Raw genomic sequence first — 15,363 nt, forward strand, 5'->3', positions numbered from 1 at the left:
TCACGCTCCGCTGGCCGCGGTGGCAGGCGCGCTGCCGGCTTCTGCAGCAGCAGGCGCAGCCGGTGCCTCGCCCGTCGGTGCAGTCGGTTCGGCAGGTGCCGCAGGCGTGGCGGGCTCGGCGGGCGGCGCCGGCTTGCGCTGCGCCAGCCACTTCCTGAAGTCCTCCTTGGACACCGCCTCGACCACGATCGGCATGAAGCCGTGGTCCTTGCCGCACAGCTCGGCGCACTGGCCGCGGTAGACACCGGGCTGCTCGATGCTGGTCCAGGCTTCGTTGATGAAGCCGGGGATGGCGTCCTGCTTCCAGCCCAGCGCCGGCACCCACCAGGCGTGGATCACGTCGTCGGAGGTGATGACGAAACGCACCTTGGTATCGACCGGCAGCACCAGGCGGTTGTCGACATCCAGAAGGTAGTGCGGATGGCTTTCGCGGGTCGGCACGATGCCGCTCTGCCGCACCCGGTCGGACTCGCGGTCCAGGCGGCTGGTGAAGGTGACGTTCTCGCCGAGGTATTCGTACTTCCACATCCACTGGTAGCCGGTGACCTTCACCGTCATCTCGGCATCGCGGGTGTCGTACATCTTGATCAGGTTGGCCGCGGCCGGCCATGCCATCACGATCAGGATGATCACCGGGATCACTGTCCAGATGATCTCGGCCTTGGTGTTGTGGCTGAAGGTGGCCGCGACCGCGCCCTTGGATTTGCGGAACTTGAAGATGGCGTAGGCCATCGCCCCGAACACGATGACGCCGATCACCGTGCAGATGATCAACGACAGGTTGTTCGATTCCCAGGCCAGGCGCGAGGTCTGGGTCACCCCCTTGCCCATGTTCAGCTGCCACGGCTTCGGATCGGCCGCCTGGGCCCAGGCCAACGCCGGCATCAGTCCCCCGGTCGCCAGCATCGCGGCGACCGCGTTCACGCACTTCGTGCCCCACCTGCTGCTTTGCTTCATTGCCTAGACCCTTAGCGTCGTCGGTTGCCGCCATCGCTGGCGGCGAGCAAGCTTTCAAGTGTCTCTGCGAGCGTCTGACGTTCGGCCGGCGCGAGGAAACTCCCCACCTCCACCTGCCGGCCGCTGGATGCCAGCCGGACCCTCTCATCGTCGGTGAGCAGGCGCACCCAGTGGGGATGGGCCCGGAACACCGGCGATCCACCGGGTACGGGGATGACCTCCACGTACGCCGGCACTACCCGGATCTCCTCCTGCCGTTCACCGCTGCGCCACAAGGCACGCAGCGCGGCCGCCAGCACCAGGCTGTACAGCAGCGCGAACAGGGGGGCGAATGCATTGCCGGCCAACCACCCGAGGGCGGACACCAGCCACATCGCACCCGACAACACGGTGAACAACAGGACGAACTGCCGGGCATCGAGCGCCCGTGGGGGACGCAGCCGCAGCTGCGTACCTGACCCATCCGGAGCTGGAAGCACCTCGATCATGTCGCAACCGCGTTCCTGCCGCGGGAAACGCCTCGATGGTAGCCCCGCCCTCTCGCCGGTAGCAAGGGTGCATTCACACATTTTCCGATGCTGCAACACAGCATGAGGTCGGCGGCACGAATGACGAATTCGGCATAAACTCCTCCGCACTTGCTGAACACGCTGAATCCACCGCAGCTATTGGCTATCAGCGCTTCAAGAAGGTGGCTGCTGGGCACTTCCGCAACCCGCAAAAATGATTAAAATCGCCAAGTTTTCCACTGGCCGGACCGGCATGAACGCACCTTCCTCCTCCCCTGCAGCCCACGACGCCCCGCGTCCCGGCGCGTTGCTGTCGCCGGAACTGCCGGCGCCCCCCAACCCGTTCCGCCAGGCCATCACCGACGCCTGGTTGAAGGACGAGGCCACCCACGTGCGCGAGCTGCTGGCGCAGGCCCGCCTGCCCGCCGACGAGCAGGCCCGGGTGCAGGCACTGGCGGCCGACCTGGTCGGCCGCGTGCGCGTGCGCGCCAAGGACCAGGGCGCCATCGAAGCCTTCATGCGCCAGTACGACCTGGGCAGCGAGGAAGGCGTGCTGCTGATGTGCGTGGCCGAGGCACTGCTGCGTATTCCGGACCAGGACACCGCCGACAAGCTGATCCGCGACAAGCTGGCCGATGCCGACTGGGAAAAGCACCTGGGCGGCAGCGACTCGGTGCTGGTCAATGCCTCCACCTGGGGCCTGATGCTGACCGGCAAGCTGGTGCAGATGAACGACGCCACCCGCGCCGATGCGCCCAGCGCGTTCAAGCGCCTGGTCGGCCGCGTCGGTGAGCCGGTGGTGCGCCTGGCCGTGCGCCAGGCGATGAAGATCATGGGCCACCAGTTCGTCATGGGCCGCACCATCAGCGAAGCGCTCGCGCGCTCGCACAAGGGCGACAACGCCAGCTACCGATACTCCTTCGACATGCTCGGCGAAGGTGCGCTGACCATGAAGGACGCGCTGCGCTACCTGGAAGACTACCGTCGTGCGATTCACGCCATCGGCGGCGATCACAAGGCACGCGGCGGCCGTCCGGATGGCGACGTCAACAATGCCCCGGGCATCTCGATCAAGCTGTCGGCGCTGTACCCGCGCTACGAGCACGCCAAGCGCGAGCGCGTGCTGAAGGACCTGGTGCCGGGCGTGCTGGAACTGGCGCAGCTGGCCAAGAGCTACGGCATCGGCTGCACCGTCGACGCCGAAGAGTCCGACCGCCTGGAACTGTCGCTGGACATCATCGAGCAGGTGTTCTCCGACGCGTCGCTGTCCGGCTGGGATGGCTTCGGCGTGGTCGTGCAGGCCTACCAGAAGCGCACCCCGTACACGATCGACCACCTGGCCGACATGGCGCGCCGCGCCGGTCGCCGCCTGCAGGTGCGCCTGGTCAAGGGCGCGTACTGGGACGCCGAGATCAAGCGCGCGCAGATCGAAGGCTACCCGGGCTACCCGGTGTTCACCCGCAAGCAGAACACCGACGTGTCCTACCTGGCCTGCGCCAAGCGGCTGTTCACCCATGCCGACGCGATCTACCCGATGTTCGCCACGCACAACGCGCATACCATCGCGGCCGTGCGCAGCATCGCCAACGGCGGCGTGTACGAGCACCAGAAGCTGCACGGCATGGGCGACGACCTGTACGCCGAAGTGGTGCCGGCTGACCGCCTGGGCCTGCCCTGCCGCGTGTATGCACCGGTCGGTTCGCATGAAGACCTGCTGCCGTACCTGGTGCGTCGCCTGCTGGAAAACGGCGCCAACTCCAGTTTCGTCAACCGCATCACCGACGAGCGCGTGCCGATCGCCGACCTGATCCGCGATCCGGTCGAGATGGTCGCCTCGTTCGCTTCGATTCCGCATCCCAAGATCCCGCTGCCGGTTGACCTGCTGCGCAGCCAGAACCACGACAGGAAGAACTCCATGGGCGCCAACCTCGCCAACGACAACGAACTGCGCGCCCTGGCCGAGCAGATCAACGCGGCTGTGAAGCCCTGGCAGGCCGCGCCGCTGGTGCCGGGTGCCAACCCGGCCGGCGCCGCGCTGCCGGTGACCAACCCAGCCGACACCCGCGAAGTGGTTGGCCAGTGGCTGGCCGCAGACGCCGCCACCGTGCAGAAGGCCCTGGCGAATGCCGTAGCCGCGCAGCCGGCCTGGAACCGCACCCCGGCCGCCAGCCGCGCCGCCATCCTCGAGCACGCCGCCGACCAGCTGGAAGCACGCATGCCGGAATTCATGGCGCTGTGCGTGAAGGAAGCCGGCAAGAGCCTGCCCGACAGCATCGCCGAAGTGCGCGAAGCGGTGGACTTCCTGCGCTACTACGCCAAGCAGGCGCGCGAGCAGTTCAGCCACGCCGAGAAGCTGCCGAGCCCGACCGGTGAGTCCAACGAGCTGCAGTTGCACGGCCGCGGCGTGTTCGTTTGCATCAGCCCGTGGAACTTCCCGCTGGCGATCTTCCTGGGCCAGGTCGCTGCCGCCCTGGCCGCCGGCAACAGCGTCATCGCCAAGCCGGCCGAGCAGACCAACCTGATCGGCTACTACGCGGTGAAGCTGCTGCACGACGCCGGCGTGCCGGCCGAGGTGGTGCAGTTCCTGCCGGGCGACGGTGCTACCGTCGGTGCCGCGCTGACCGCCGACCCGCGCGTGGCCGGCGTGGCCTTCACCGGCTCCACCGACACCGCCCGTGCGATCAACCGCGCGATGGCGGCGCGTGACGCCGCCATCGGTGTGCTGATTGCCGAGACCGGCGGCCAGAACGCCTTCATCGCCGATTCGTCGGCGCTGCCGGAACAGCTGGTCAAGGACGCGATCGGTTCGGCCTTCACCTCCGCCGGCCAGCGCTGCTCGGCCGCGCGCGTGCTGTTCGTGCAGGACGACATCGCCGACAAGGTGATGACCATGCTGGCCGGTGCGATGAAGGAACTGAAGGTCGGCAACCCCGGCCTGCTGTCCACCGACGTCGGCCCGGTGATCGATGCAGATGCGCTGAAGATCCTGCAGGACCACGCTGAGCGCATGGACCGCGAAGCGCGCCTGATCGCCGCCGCCGAGCTGTCGGCCGAGGCCGCCAACGGCACCTTCTTCGCACCGCGCGCGTACGAACTGAAGGACCTGGGCCAGCTGCAGAAGGAAGTGTTCGGCCCGGTGCTGCACGTGATCCGCTGGAAGGGCGACCAGCTCGACGCGGTGATCGACCAGATCAACGCCACCGGCTACGGCCTGACCCTGGGCGTGCATTCGCGCATCGACGAGACCGTCGACCGCATCAGCAACGGCGTCCATGTCGGCAACGTCTACGTCAACCGCAACCAGATCGGTGCGGTGGTCGGCGTGCAGCCGTTCGGCGGCCAGGGCCTGTCCGGCACCGGCCCGAAGGCCGGCGGCCCGCACTACCTGCTGCGCTTCGCCACCGAAAAGACGGTGACGGTGAATACCACCGCCGCCGGCGGCAACGCCTCGCTGCTGACCCTGGGCGACTGATCGCCCGGTTGATGCAGTGAACGAAAAACCCCGCGAAAGCGGGGTTTTTTGTGCCCTGCTTCCTGTAGAGCCGGGCCCACGCTCGGTTTGCCTCGCACAGCCGAGCGTGGGCTCGCTCTACAGAGGCTGGGCCACACTGAACCGATTGTCCGCCCGCTTCGCCAGCTCGCCGTGCACGCGCGCGATGCGCGCTTCCAGCCCCCCTCCAGCAGCACGTAGTCGACTCCCCGCGCCTCCAGCTCGCGCACGTACCACGCATGCTGCTGCGCCCGGAAGGCTTCGCCCACCCGCGTGCCGTCCTGGTCGAACGGGATATCCGGCGCACACAGGAACAGCAGGTCATACGGTCGCAATGCAGCCTGCCGCAGTGCCTCCGGCGCCGTACCAGACATCCAGCCGCTGTAGCCCAGCGTCACCATCGGCGTGGTATCGCAGAACAACCAGCGATGCGCATGCCGTGCGGTCTCGTCTTCGTGCTGCGGCTGTGCCATTGCGATGCGAAGCAGATCATCTGGCGTCAGCTCTCCGCCCTGCTGCTCCCATAGCGTGCGGCCATACTCCGGCACCCAGACAGTCTGCAGGCGCTCGGCCATCACGCGCGCCAGCGTGGTCTTTCCGCTGGACTCGCCACCAATGAACGCCACGCGCTGCACATAGCCGGCATAGACCTGCGGTGCGAGGCCATGACGGTGCGCATGCGGATCGGCGCGCAGCTGGGTGCCACACGCCTGCCCGACGTCCAGTGCGCGTTCGAGCCGCTCATGGCGTACCGACGCGCCGAAGTGCGTGGCCAGCGCCTGCGCGAAGCCGTCGCCGTAGTCCTCGCCGGTGTAGACCGCCTGCACCGGCCCGCCGAACAGGCTCAGGCACAGCCAGGCGGTGAACTCGCGCTGCACGTGCTCGTTGTCGCTGTCCTGCGGCAGCGTGCGCACGGGCAAACCGTGCTGCGTGCACAATGCCGCCAGGCGCGCATCATCGAGCACCGCCACCGTCGCCTGCGGGAAGCGCGCTCGCAGCCAGCGCTCGCGACGCTCGGCGCTGTAGCCTGGGAAACCCGGCTGCGACCAGCCGATCACCAGCAGTTGCGTACAACGCGTGGCGGCAAACTCGATCAGGTGTTCGTGACCGAGGTGCAGCGGGCAGAACTTGCCCACCACCAGGCCGCGTGCAACGCGCTCAGGCAGCAGCATCGGCCGTCTTGGCCTCGTCACGCATCAGGTGCCGCCAATGGCGCAAGGCCACCAGCGCATTGATCCAGAAGCCCACGTACAGGATCGAGGTCAGGTGCAGGCCACGGCTGTAGTACAGCGGTACCGCAACGGTGTTCACCAGCAGCCACACCCACCACGATTCCAGCTTGCGGCGCATCATCAGGATCTGCGCGATCACGCTCAATACCAGCACTGCCGAATCGATGTAGGGCGCATAGGCGTTGGTCAGTCGGGTCAGCATCCAGCCGTAGCCGAAGGTGGCCACTACCGCCAGCGGCACCAGCCAGGCCCAGGCACGTGGGCGCAGCGCGGTGATCGGCAGCGGCGCGCCATGGTCACCGCGCAGCCACTGCCACCAGCCCAGCACGCTGATGGCGATGAAGAAGAACTGCAGCACCATGTCCGCATACAGGTGCGATCGTTCGAACACCGCAGCAAACAATGCGCAGCCGACGATGCCCAGCCACCAGGTGTGCACGTTGTTGCGGCCGGCCAGCAGGATCGAGCCGGCGACGGCGATGTTGGCAGCCAGCTCCAGCTGGAAGTTCGGGTCGGACAGGTTCATGACGCTATTGTCGCGTAGATCCACGTGCGTGGATGGCCCACACCACTCCGCAAAAAAAAAGGCCCCGCTTGCGCGGGGCCTCCTTTCGTACTGCTTCAGGCAATCGCCCGATTCAGAACTTGTACTGCATCGAAGCCGCCAGCACGTCGCCGCTGACCTTGTACTTGCCGGTCACGGTGTTGGCGGTGGCCGAGGTCGAGGTCACGTTCGGATCCTTGGTGAACAGGTGGGTGTAGCCCACGCTGTATTCCATCTTGTCCGAAGCGGCGTAGGTCAGGCCCAGCGACAGCCACTTGCGGGTGGTGTCCGGCACGCGCACGTCGCGGTGGGCGTCGGTGGTCGGGGTCTGGTCATAGGCCAGGCCGCCACGCAGGGTCAGCTTGTCGTTCACGCGGAAATCGGTACCGATCGACGCGAAGGTGGTGTCGCGGTAGTGGAACGGCAGCACGCTGTCCGGCTGGTTGGAGTCATAGTCGACGGTGACCTGGTCGAACTTGCTCCACGCGGTGCGCGTGACTTCGGCCATGATCTGCCACTGGTCGTTCACGCGGTGGGTGAAGCCCACGGTGGCGCTGGCCGGCAGGGTGATGGTCGCGCGACCGTTGCTGTCGATGAAGGTACCCGGGGCAGCGGTGGCCAGGAAGGCCGCCGCATTCTGCGGAATGGTGAAGTCCGCCTTGCCATCGGTGATCTTGTGCTCGACCTTCGAGCGGTAGCTGAAGGCGATGTTGGTGCCTTCCACCGGGGTGACGGTCATGCCCAGGGTATAGCCAACCGACACTTCATCGCCCTTGATGCGCAGGTAGCCATCGGCGGTACCCGGCGAGAAGCCGAGCTGGGCCGCCTGGCGTGCAGCCGCCTGCGACGCCGCCGCAGCCTGGGCGGCGGTGCCGCCGGCAGCCAGCACGCGCGCCGCAGCGGTGCGCTGGGCAGTGGCGTTGATCGCGGTGCCGGTATCGACGGCGCTGGTCAGGTCGACGTTCAGGCGCTCGGCGAACACCGACGCACCGAACGACAGGTACGGGTTGACGTCGTAGGAGAACGCCACGCCCAGGTCGATCGCCTGCAGCTCGGTCTTGACGCCGTTGTAGCGGCCGACCCAGTCGCGGTCGTATTCGGTCTTGAAGCCGAACGGCACGGTCAGCGAGGCGCCGAAGTGCATGTTCTCCTTCTCGCCGAACGGCAGATGGAAGTAGGCGGCCGGAACCGGGGCGATCATGCCGGCGTCGCCGCCGTTGCCGCCGGAAATCGGCTGGCCGTTGCCGTACTGGCCCTGGCCACGGAACTTGGCGCCGAAGCTGATGGCGCTGACGTCGCCCTGGATCAGGGTGCCGTCGAGCAGGCGCATGGAGGCCGGGTTGGTGGCGATGACCGAGGCGTCACCTTCGGTCGAGGTGGAGCCGGCGAACGCGCGGCCCAGGCCCTTGGCGCTGTTTTCCTTCAGCTGGAAGGCGGCAGCATTGGCATCGGCGGCGGCCAGCGCACCGGCAACGCCGACGGCCAGCAGGGTCAGTCGGGCAATGGTGGAAGCGGTTTGCATCGTAGTTCTCTCTCTCCGGTAAGCGGTGATGGTGCTCTGAGTGCGCCTGCGCCCGGCAGGCCCTGGGACCCATCGGAGCGCGCCGGATTCCCCTCCCGACATACGACGCCGTATGCGAGTATTACCCAGAGCCGTTAATGAAACAATAACGACGCAGGCGGTTTTTTCGTCTCAAAAGCTGAACAGGACAATCCCCGTCGCAAGCGCCCGCACGCTAGGCTAGTGCCATGTTCGTCTCCCTCCCGTCCCGCAAGAAGGCGGCCCTGCGCTGGGCCACGCCCGTGCTGTTTGCGGCACTGTGGCTGGCGTTCCTGTGGTCGATCTCGCGTCCGGACGATGCCCGCGGCAGCCTCTGGCTGGACTGGGGCGCCCTGTCCACGGGCCTGACCCACCCGCTCGACTGGTGGGCGACGCTGCAGGACGGCAGCGTGCTGCGCCTGTTCACCGCCCTGTTCCTGCACGCGGACTGGTCGCATCTGCTGGGCAACCTGGTGTTCTTGTTGATCTTCGGCCTGCCCGCCGAGCGGGTGCTGGGGCCCTGGCGCCTGCTGCTGCTGTTCCTGGTCGGTGGCGCGGTATCGAATCTGGTGGCCATCTACACCATGGGCAGCCCGGACCAGATCATCATCGGTGCCAGTGGCGCGGTCTCGGCACTGATCGGTGCCTACCTGGCCCTGTTCCCGGGGGCGCGGCTGGGCGTGGTGATCCCGCTTGGCCTGTTCCTGGAATTCGTGCGGGCCCCGGCCTACCTGCTGATCGGCGTGTGGGCAGCGCTGCAGGTGGTGTTCGCCCATATCGGCCCGAGCTTCGGCATGGTGGCCTGGTGGGCCCACATCGGCGGCTTCGTGTTCGGCCTGGTGTACGGGGTCTACGTGCGCGCGGCGATCGCCCGCCGGCTGCGCAAGCGCCACGGCTTCTGACCCCTGGTAGTGCCGGCCGCTGGCCGGCATTTGGTTTCTTCTTCCGCCCTTGAGCCGACGCCGGGCATGGCCCGGCGCTACCTCACGGCTTCGCTGGGGCCGGTGCGGGCTTTGCTTCCGGCTTTGCTTCCGGCTTAGGTTCGACCTTCGCTTCCGGCTTCGCCGCAGCGGCCTTCGCGGCCTTGGCCGCATCCGCCTTCGCCGCCTCGGCCTTCAAGCGTGCAGCCACCGAACCCGGGTTCTTCAGCTCGGCCAGCGCGTCGTTGATCGGGCCATCGCCCGGCAGCACCGCACCGGCGTGGTAGCCCTCGGTGCCTTCGTCGTCGCCACGCAGATGGCCCGGCAGGGTCGCTTCGCTGTAATCGCTCAGGCTGGCCGGCAGTGCCTCGTCTTCCGGGCGCGCCGCAGGCTTCAGTTCGACCTCCGGCACGATGCCCGTGGCCTGGATCGACTTTCCGCTGGGCGTGTAATAACGCGCGGTGGTCAGCTTCACCGAATCACCGTTGTCCAGCGGCAGCACGGTCTGCACCGAGCCTTTGCCGAAGGTGCGGCTGCCGACCACGCGCGCGCGCTTGTTGTCGCGCAGCGCCCCAGCCAGCACTTCCGAGGCGCTGGCCGAACCGGCATCGACCAGCACCACCACCGGTGCGCCCTTCAGCAGGTCGCCCGGCGTCGCATCGAACCGGGCATCGCTGATGCTGATACGGCCGCGGGTGCTGACGATGTTGCCCTTGTCGAGCAGGTCGTCGGCCACCTGCACCGCGGCAGTCAGCAGCCCACCCGGGTTGCTGCGCAGATCCAGCACCAGGCCCTTGAGCTGGCCACCGGACTGCTTCTGCAGCTGCTGCAGGTGCTTCTGGAAGTCCGACCCGGTGTCGGCCTGGAAGGTGCTCAGGCGGATGTAGCCATAGCCCGGCTCCAGCAGGCGGCTGCGCACGCTGGTCACGCGGATGGTCTGGCGGGTGAGGCTGACGTCGAACGGCTTCGGCTTGCCCGCGCGCACGATGGTCAGCACCACCTTGCTGCCGGCCGGGCCACGCAACGGTTCGCTCGCATCAATGGCGCTGATCGGCTTGCCGTCGATGGCGATGATCAGGTCACCGGCGAGGATGCCGGCCTTGGCCGCCGGCGTGTCGTCGATCGGCGAGATGACCTTCATGCTGGCGTTGTCGGGCTGCTGCTGCAACTCCACGCCGATGCCCTCGTAGGCGCCGTTGGCCTGCTCGTCGAAGGCCTGCGCGTCTTCCTTGTTGAAGTACGTGCTGTGCGGGTCGAGGTCGAGCAGCAGGCCGCGCACCGCCGACTGCATCAGCTTCTTGTCATCGACCGGGTCGACATAGGCCGCGCGCACCGCGTTGTACACGGCGACGAAGCGGCGGATGTCCTCCAGCGGCACCTTCGAGGTCACCGCCTCCTCGCTGTTCGCTGCCTGCCCGCTGGTTTCCTTGCTCGGGGCGGGCGCGGTCTGCTGCGCCCAGGACAGCGCCGGCAACAGGGCCAGCAAGAGGGTGGCGGTACGGGCTGCGCGCATGGATCACTCCTGTCGACGTTGGCATCGTGCCCAAGGCACATGCGTCGATTATGCGCGAAGCACAGCTAAATTCCCGTTGAATCCGTCCGCCACGCGACAGCGCCGGATTCAGCGCCGCTGCAGCCAGCTGTCCGGGTTGACCGGCTGCCCGCCCCGGCGCAGTTCGAAGTACAGCGCGGTCACGCCCTGGCCACCGGAATTGCCGACCTTGGCCACCGCATCGCCGCGGCTGACCCGGGCACCCGCATCCTTCAGCAGGGTGTCGTTGTGCGCGTACAGGCTCATGTAGCCGTTGCCGTGATCGACGATCAGGATCATGCCGTAGCCGGTCATCCAGTCGGAGAACACCACGGTGCCGTCGGCCACGGCGGTGACGGTGCTGCCGGCGGGCGCGCCGATCAACACACCACTGCTGGTGCGGCCGTCGGGCAGCTTTCCGCCGTAGCGGGCCAACAGGTTGCCCGACAACGGCCAGCCCAGGCCACCCACCTTCGGCGCCGGCGCAGAGGCCACGGCAGGCGGGACCTTGGTGGGCGGCGGTGGCGGGCGGCCCTGCGCGGCGGCCTGGCGTGCGGCACGCTCGGCGGCGGCCTTTTCAGCGGCTGCTCGCCGCGCCGCGGCGCGGCGCTCGGCTTCGGCCCGTGCCGCAGCGGCACGCAGGTTGGCCAGCAGCGTTTCCAGCGCCTTGGCGTCCTGGCCCAGCGCCTGTTCCTTCTCGCGCTGGTCCTTGAAGCGCTCATCCAGCGAGGCGACGGTCCTGGCGCGATCGCGACGGTCGGCTTCCAGCGCCGCAGCCTGCTGCTTCTGGTCCTGCTGCGCACCCTGCAGCTTCTGCTTGCGCTCGGCGATCTGCGCCTGCAGCACTTCCAGCTCTTTCAGGTCGGCTGTCAGCGTGGTGATGCGCTGTGCCCGCTCGCGTTGCAGGTAGCGGTGGTAGGCCAGGGCACGATTGGCATCGGCCACCGTGTCCTGCGACAGCAGCAGCTTCAGAGGTGCATGGTTGCCCAGCTGGTAGGCCGCACGCAGCAGGCCGGCCAGCTCGCGATGCTGCTGGGCGAGGTTGGCCTGCAGCGTGCTGCGGCGTTGTTCGGCCTCGGCCAGGGCCCTTCCCTGCTCGCGCAGCGCAGTTTCAGTCTGCGCAAGCGCACGGCCGGTGCGGGCCACCTTCTCGTCCGCCTCACGCAGCTGCTGCGAGGCCTGGCCCCGCTGGCCCTCGATCTGCCTGCGCTCCTGCGCCACGCCCTTCAACTCGCTACGCAGCTTCTGCAGCTTGCGCTCGGTCTCGCGGGTGGTCTGTGCGGCGCCCGGCAACGGCAGCGCCAAGGCGATGGCCAGCCCCAACAGCAGGCAGCGCCCGCCGCGGATGGCGGCGATGTGATGTCGGCGTGATGGGAAGGCGTTGTCGCGCAAGGGCTTTCCAGTGACTTCAGGCAGTTGCAGGGGGTACCGGGGAATGGTGACATCTCCGCACGCGGCCTGCCAGCCGCACATCCATCGAGGTCCCATGAAAACTCTTTCCATTCCGCTGTTGTTGGGCGTCCTGCTCGTTGCCGGCCCCGCCGGTGCCCAGGACAACATCAGCAAGGTCAACGGCAGCATCAGCGCCGAGCCTGGCCAGCGCTACGGCAAGCTGGATACCGTCAACGGCGGTATCCGGGTTGGTGAAGGCGTCGAGACCGGCAGCATCGACACCGTCAACGGCGGGGTCAAGGTGGCCGACCGTGCACGTACCGGCAAGATTGAAACGGTCAACGGCGGCGTACGCCTGGGCCGCGAGGTGATTGCACACGGCAGCGTCAGCACCGTCAACGGCAGCATCTTCACCGATCGCGGCAGCCAGATCGAAGGCGGCGTCGAAACCGTGAACGGTGGCATCGGCCTGGTCGAAAGCCGCGTCGGCAAGGACGTGGAGACCGTCAACGGCGATATCACCGTCGGCATCGGTTCCCAGGTCAACGGCGGTGTGCACGTGCGCAAGCCGAACTTCAGCGTCTCGCTCACCGCCAGCCGCAAGCCGCGCGTGATCGTCGGCCCGAATGCCGTAGTCAACGGCCCCCTGCAGTTCGAACGCGAGGTGGTGCTTTACGTGCATCGCACCGCGCGCATCGGTCCGGTCACCGGCGCCGAACCGATCCCGTTCGACACCGAAACCGCCCCGGCGGACTGAGCGCACCGGACCGCTTGGTTCGGTGATACTCGCTGATACCGGCTGTGCACGACGTGCGGCCGCCCTTTGTTTTCCAGGAATCGACGATGCCCCGCAAACTCCTCCTGTGCCTGGCCGCCGCGGCCGCGCTCAGTGCCTGCAAAGGCGAAGACACGCCGGCCACCGCACCGGCGTCAGCCACCGACACCGCTGCCGCGAAGCCGGCGGCTCATCAGTTCTCCCCGGAGATCAACGCCGGCGACTTCGCCGAGATGGTCAAGACCCTGGCCTCGGATGAATTCGAAGGCCGCGCGCCGGGCAGCAAGGGCGAGGAACTGACGGTCAACTACATCCGCGACCAGATGCAGCGCATCGGCCTGCAGCCGGGCAACGGTGACAGCTGGTTCCAGGACGTGCCGATGACCGAGACCACGGCCGACGCATCGACCGTGCTGAAGATCACCCAGGGTGGCAAGACCACCGAGCTGAAGTTCGGTACCGACATGGTGGTCGGCACCCGTACCGGCCAGGCTGAGGTGAAAGTCGATGCCAGCGACCTGGTGTTCGTCGGCTATGGCGTCGACGCGCCGGAGCAGAAGTGGAACGACTACGCCGGCCAGGACTGGAAGGGCAAGACGGTCGTGATGTTCGTCAACGATCCGGGCTTCCATGTTGACGACGCGAAGCTGTTCGACGGCAAGCGCATGACCTACTACGGCCGCTGGACCTACAAGTTCGAAGAGGCCGCGCGCAAGGGCGCCGCCGCGGCGCTGATTGTGCACGACACCGCCGGGGCTTCCTATGGCTGGGACGTGGTGAAGAACTCCTGGGCCGGCCCGCAGTACGACCTGCCGGCCAAGGATGACCCGGAAGCCCGCATTCCGGTGCAGGGCTGGCTGAGTGCCGACGCCGCCAAGGCGCTGTTCGCAGGCGCCGGCCTGGACCTGGCACAGGCCTACAAGGACGCCAGCAAGCGCGGCTTCAAGCCGGTGCCGCTGAAGGCCACCGCTACGGTCGACCTGAAGAGCCAGATCGCGCAGAAGCAGTCGCGCAACGTGGTGGGCGTGCTGCCGGGCAGCAAGCGTGCCGACGAGGCCGTGCTGTACATGGCGCACTGGGACCACCTGGGCAAGCACGAGGGTGAAACCGGCGACAACATCTACAACGGTGCGGTCGACAACGCGACCGGCGTGGCCGGCATCCTTGAGGTGGCCGAAGCCATGGCCCACCAGGATCCGAAGCCGGAGCGCTCGGTGGTGTTCCTGGCGGTGACCCTGGAAGAGTCCGGCCTGCTGGGTTCGAAGTACTACGTCTCCCACCCGACCTTCCCGCTGGACAAGATCGCCGGTGTGATCAACATCGACGCGATGTCGGTGGCCGGCCGTGCCAAGGACGTGACCGTCACCGGCTTCGGCAGTTCGGAGCTGGAGGACATCCTCAAGCCGCTGGCTGCGGCCCAGGACCGCACGCTGCATGGTGAGACCTCGGTGCAGAGCGGCTTCTACTTCCGTTCGGACCACTTCAACTTCGCCAAGGCCGGCGTGCCGGCCCTGTACGCCGATGGTGGCGAGGATCTGCGAGAGGGTGGCGTGGACGCCGGCCGCAAGGCCGCGGCGGACTACGGCGCCAACCGCTACCACGGTCCGAAGGACGAGTTCGACGCGTCCACCTGGAAGCTGGACGGGACTGTCGAGGACCTGCAGCTGATGTACGGCGTCGGCAAGGAACTGGCCGGTGGTGATCGCTGGCCGAACTGGTACGAAGGCAACCCGTTCAAGGCGGCCCGCGACGCGATGATGAAGGACAAGGCTTCGGCAAAGTAAAGCCGGGCCATGCTCGACTGAACATCGTTGAGAGCAGAGCGGCGCCCCACGGGGCGCCGCTTTTCTTTTGCGTACCGTCGGCGGCAGATCCACGATTGGTGTGGATCTGCCGGTAGTGCCGGCCGTGGCCGGCAATCGATTGGTAGCGGCCAACCTTGGTTGGCGCCATGCTTCCTCGCGGAGCACCCACGCATGGCGTGGATCTACCGGGCCATGTAATGCCATCGGGTTGCCGGCCAGCGGCCGGCACGACCCGCATTTACTGCGCACAAAGAAAAACCCCGCTGCGTGAGCAGCGGGGTTTTGGGTGTAAACCCTGGCGATGACCTACTCTCGCATGGCTTGAGCCACACTACCATCGGCGCAGCTGCGTTTCACTTCCGAGTTCGGGATGGGATCGGGTGGTTCCACAGCGCTAATTTCACCAGGGAGACGGTTGCAGCAGCGCTTGCAGCGCCAGCTTCGCGATCTTGCCCTTGGGGCGGAAGGCGTCCAGAAAAGCAATGCCTTCACTTAATAAGAAAAACCCCGCTGCGTGAGCAGCGGGGTTTCGGGTGTAAACCCTGGCGATGACCTACTCTCGCATGGCTTGAGCCACACTACCATCGGCGCAGCTGCGTTTCACTTCCGAGTTCGGGATGGGATCGGGTGGTTCCACAGCGCTAATTTCACCAGGGAGGCGGTTGGAG

Annotated in this window: 11 protein-coding genes and 2 rRNA genes; 4 read left to right on the top strand and 9 right to left on the bottom strand. The window is 67.2% G+C overall.

Annotated features, from left to right (window positions below; all coding sequences use genetic code 11):
• Both coxB and AC5P78_RS14905 read right to left on the bottom strand, forming a co-directional pair.
• Complete coding sequence (gene coxB / locus AC5P78_RS14900; protein ID WP_495217232.1) at positions 1-957, bottom strand: cytochrome c oxidase subunit II; 957 nt, start codon at positions 955-957, stop codon at positions 1-3.
• An 11-nt stretch (positions 958-968) separates the two neighbouring features.
• Positions 969-1,445 (bottom strand): DUF2244 domain-containing protein, encoded by a 477-nt coding sequence (locus AC5P78_RS14905; RefSeq protein WP_004153894.1) that lies wholly within the window; start codon positions 1,443-1,445, stop codon positions 969-971.
• Positions 1,446-1,719: 274 nt separating this feature from the next.
• On the opposite strand from AC5P78_RS14905, the gene putA reads away from it, so the two are divergent.
• On the top strand, positions 1,720-4,938 hold the full coding sequence (putA, locus tag AC5P78_RS14910) for a bifunctional proline dehydrogenase/L-glutamate gamma-semialdehyde dehydrogenase PutA (RefSeq protein ID WP_235643576.1): 3,219 nt from the start codon (positions 1,720-1,722) through the stop codon (positions 4,936-4,938).
• On the opposite strand, the gene AC5P78_RS14915 is transcribed toward putA, so the two are convergent.
• The 3 genes from AC5P78_RS14915 to AC5P78_RS14925 all read right to left on the bottom strand — a co-directional run bounded on the left by AC5P78_RS14915 (position 4,848) and on the right by AC5P78_RS14925 (position 8,254).
• Complete coding sequence (locus AC5P78_RS14915) at positions 4,848-6,128, bottom strand: AAA family ATPase (protein WP_241899713.1); 1,281 nt, start codon at positions 6,126-6,128, stop codon at positions 4,848-4,850. The genes putA and AC5P78_RS14915 overlap by 91 nt on opposite strands.
• Positions 6,115-6,714, bottom strand: a complete 600-nt coding sequence (gene pnuC / locus AC5P78_RS14920) for a nicotinamide riboside transporter PnuC (RefSeq protein WP_012478928.1) — start codon at positions 6,712-6,714, stop codon at positions 6,115-6,117. The genes AC5P78_RS14915 and pnuC overlap by 14 nt, the downstream gene beginning before the upstream one ends.
• A gap of 112 nt (positions 6,715-6,826) precedes the next feature.
• Positions 6,827-8,254: an outer membrane protein transport protein gene (locus AC5P78_RS14925; protein WP_414498609.1), complete on the bottom strand. Its 1,428-nt coding sequence runs from the start codon at positions 8,252-8,254 to the stop codon at positions 6,827-6,829.
• A 227-nt stretch (positions 8,255-8,481) separates the two neighbouring features.
• Between AC5P78_RS14925 and AC5P78_RS14930 the strand changes: the two genes are divergently transcribed.
• Positions 8,482-9,174, top strand: a complete 693-nt coding sequence (locus tag AC5P78_RS14930) for a rhomboid family intramembrane serine protease (RefSeq protein WP_005407784.1) — start codon at positions 8,482-8,484, stop codon at positions 9,172-9,174.
• An 82-nt stretch (positions 9,175-9,256) separates the two neighbouring features.
• Here the strand turns inward: AC5P78_RS14930 and AC5P78_RS14935 are convergent, their stop codons facing one another.
• Positions 9,257-10,705 (bottom strand): S41 family peptidase, encoded by a 1,449-nt coding sequence (locus tag AC5P78_RS14935; protein WP_005412014.1) that lies wholly within the window; start codon positions 10,703-10,705, stop codon positions 9,257-9,259.
• A 108-nt stretch (positions 10,706-10,813) separates the two neighbouring features.
• Positions 10,814-12,115, bottom strand: coding sequence for a murein hydrolase activator EnvC family protein (locus AC5P78_RS14940; RefSeq protein WP_032965528.1), 1,302 nt, complete (start codon positions 12,113-12,115; stop codon positions 10,814-10,816).
• A gap of 94 nt (positions 12,116-12,209) precedes the next feature.
• On the opposite strand from AC5P78_RS14940, the gene AC5P78_RS14945 reads away from it, so the two are divergent.
• Positions 12,210-12,872, top strand: a complete 663-nt coding sequence (locus tag AC5P78_RS14945; RefSeq protein ID WP_005407780.1) for a DUF4097 family beta strand repeat-containing protein — start codon at positions 12,210-12,212, stop codon at positions 12,870-12,872.
• Positions 12,873-12,958: 86 nt separating this feature from the next.
• The gene (locus AC5P78_RS14950; protein ID WP_005407779.1) at positions 12,959-14,674 is read left to right on the top strand and encodes a M28 family metallopeptidase; all 1,716 of its coding nucleotides are present in this window, start codon (positions 12,959-12,961) and stop codon (positions 14,672-14,674) included.
• Between the two features lie 314 nt (positions 14,675-14,988).
• Here AC5P78_RS14950 and rrf (AC5P78_RS14955) read toward each other — a convergent pair.
• Together rrf (AC5P78_RS14955) and rrf (AC5P78_RS14960) are read right to left on the bottom strand one after the other, a co-directional pair.
• Positions 14,989-15,103 (bottom strand): 5S ribosomal RNA (rrf, locus tag AC5P78_RS14955).
• A 132-nt stretch (positions 15,104-15,235) separates the two neighbouring features.
• Positions 15,236-15,350: ribosomal RNA gene (rrf, locus tag AC5P78_RS14960) — 5S ribosomal RNA — on the bottom strand.
• Positions 15,351-15,363 lie beyond the last annotated feature (13 nt).

This window comes from Stenotrophomonas sp. YJH_SMC_133 (assembly GCF_059370655.1).

Coding starts and splice junctions, on each gene's coding strand:
- AC5P78_RS14915 (WP_241899713.1), bottom strand. CDS start 6,128: ATGCTGCTGCCTGAGCGCGTTGCACGCGGCCTGGTGGTGGGCAAGTTC.
- putA (WP_235643576.1), top strand. CDS start 1,720: ATGAACGCACCTTCCTCCTCCCCTGCAGCCCACGACGCCCCGCGTCCC.
- AC5P78_RS14930 (WP_005407784.1), top strand. CDS start 8,482: ATGTTCGTCTCCCTCCCGTCCCGCAAGAAGGCGGCCCTGCGCTGGGCC.
- pnuC (WP_012478928.1), bottom strand. CDS start 6,714: ATGAACCTGTCCGACCCGAACTTCCAGCTGGAGCTGGCTGCCAACATC.
- AC5P78_RS14945 (WP_005407780.1), top strand. CDS start 12,210: ATGAAAACTCTTTCCATTCCGCTGTTGTTGGGCGTCCTGCTCGTTGCC.
- AC5P78_RS14925 (WP_414498609.1), bottom strand. CDS start 8,254: ATGCAAACCGCTTCCACCATTGCCCGACTGACCCTGCTGGCCGTCGGC.
- AC5P78_RS14950 (WP_005407779.1), top strand. CDS start 12,959: ATGCCCCGCAAACTCCTCCTGTGCCTGGCCGCCGCGGCCGCGCTCAGT.
- AC5P78_RS14905 (WP_004153894.1), bottom strand. CDS start 1,445: ATGATCGAGGTGCTTCCAGCTCCGGATGGGTCAGGTACGCAGCTGCGG.
- AC5P78_RS14935 (WP_005412014.1), bottom strand. CDS start 10,705: ATGCGCGCAGCCCGTACCGCCACCCTCTTGCTGGCCCTGTTGCCGGCG.
- coxB (WP_495217232.1), bottom strand. CDS start 957: ATGAAGCAAAGCAGCAGGTGGGGCACGAAGTGCGTGAACGCGGTCGCC.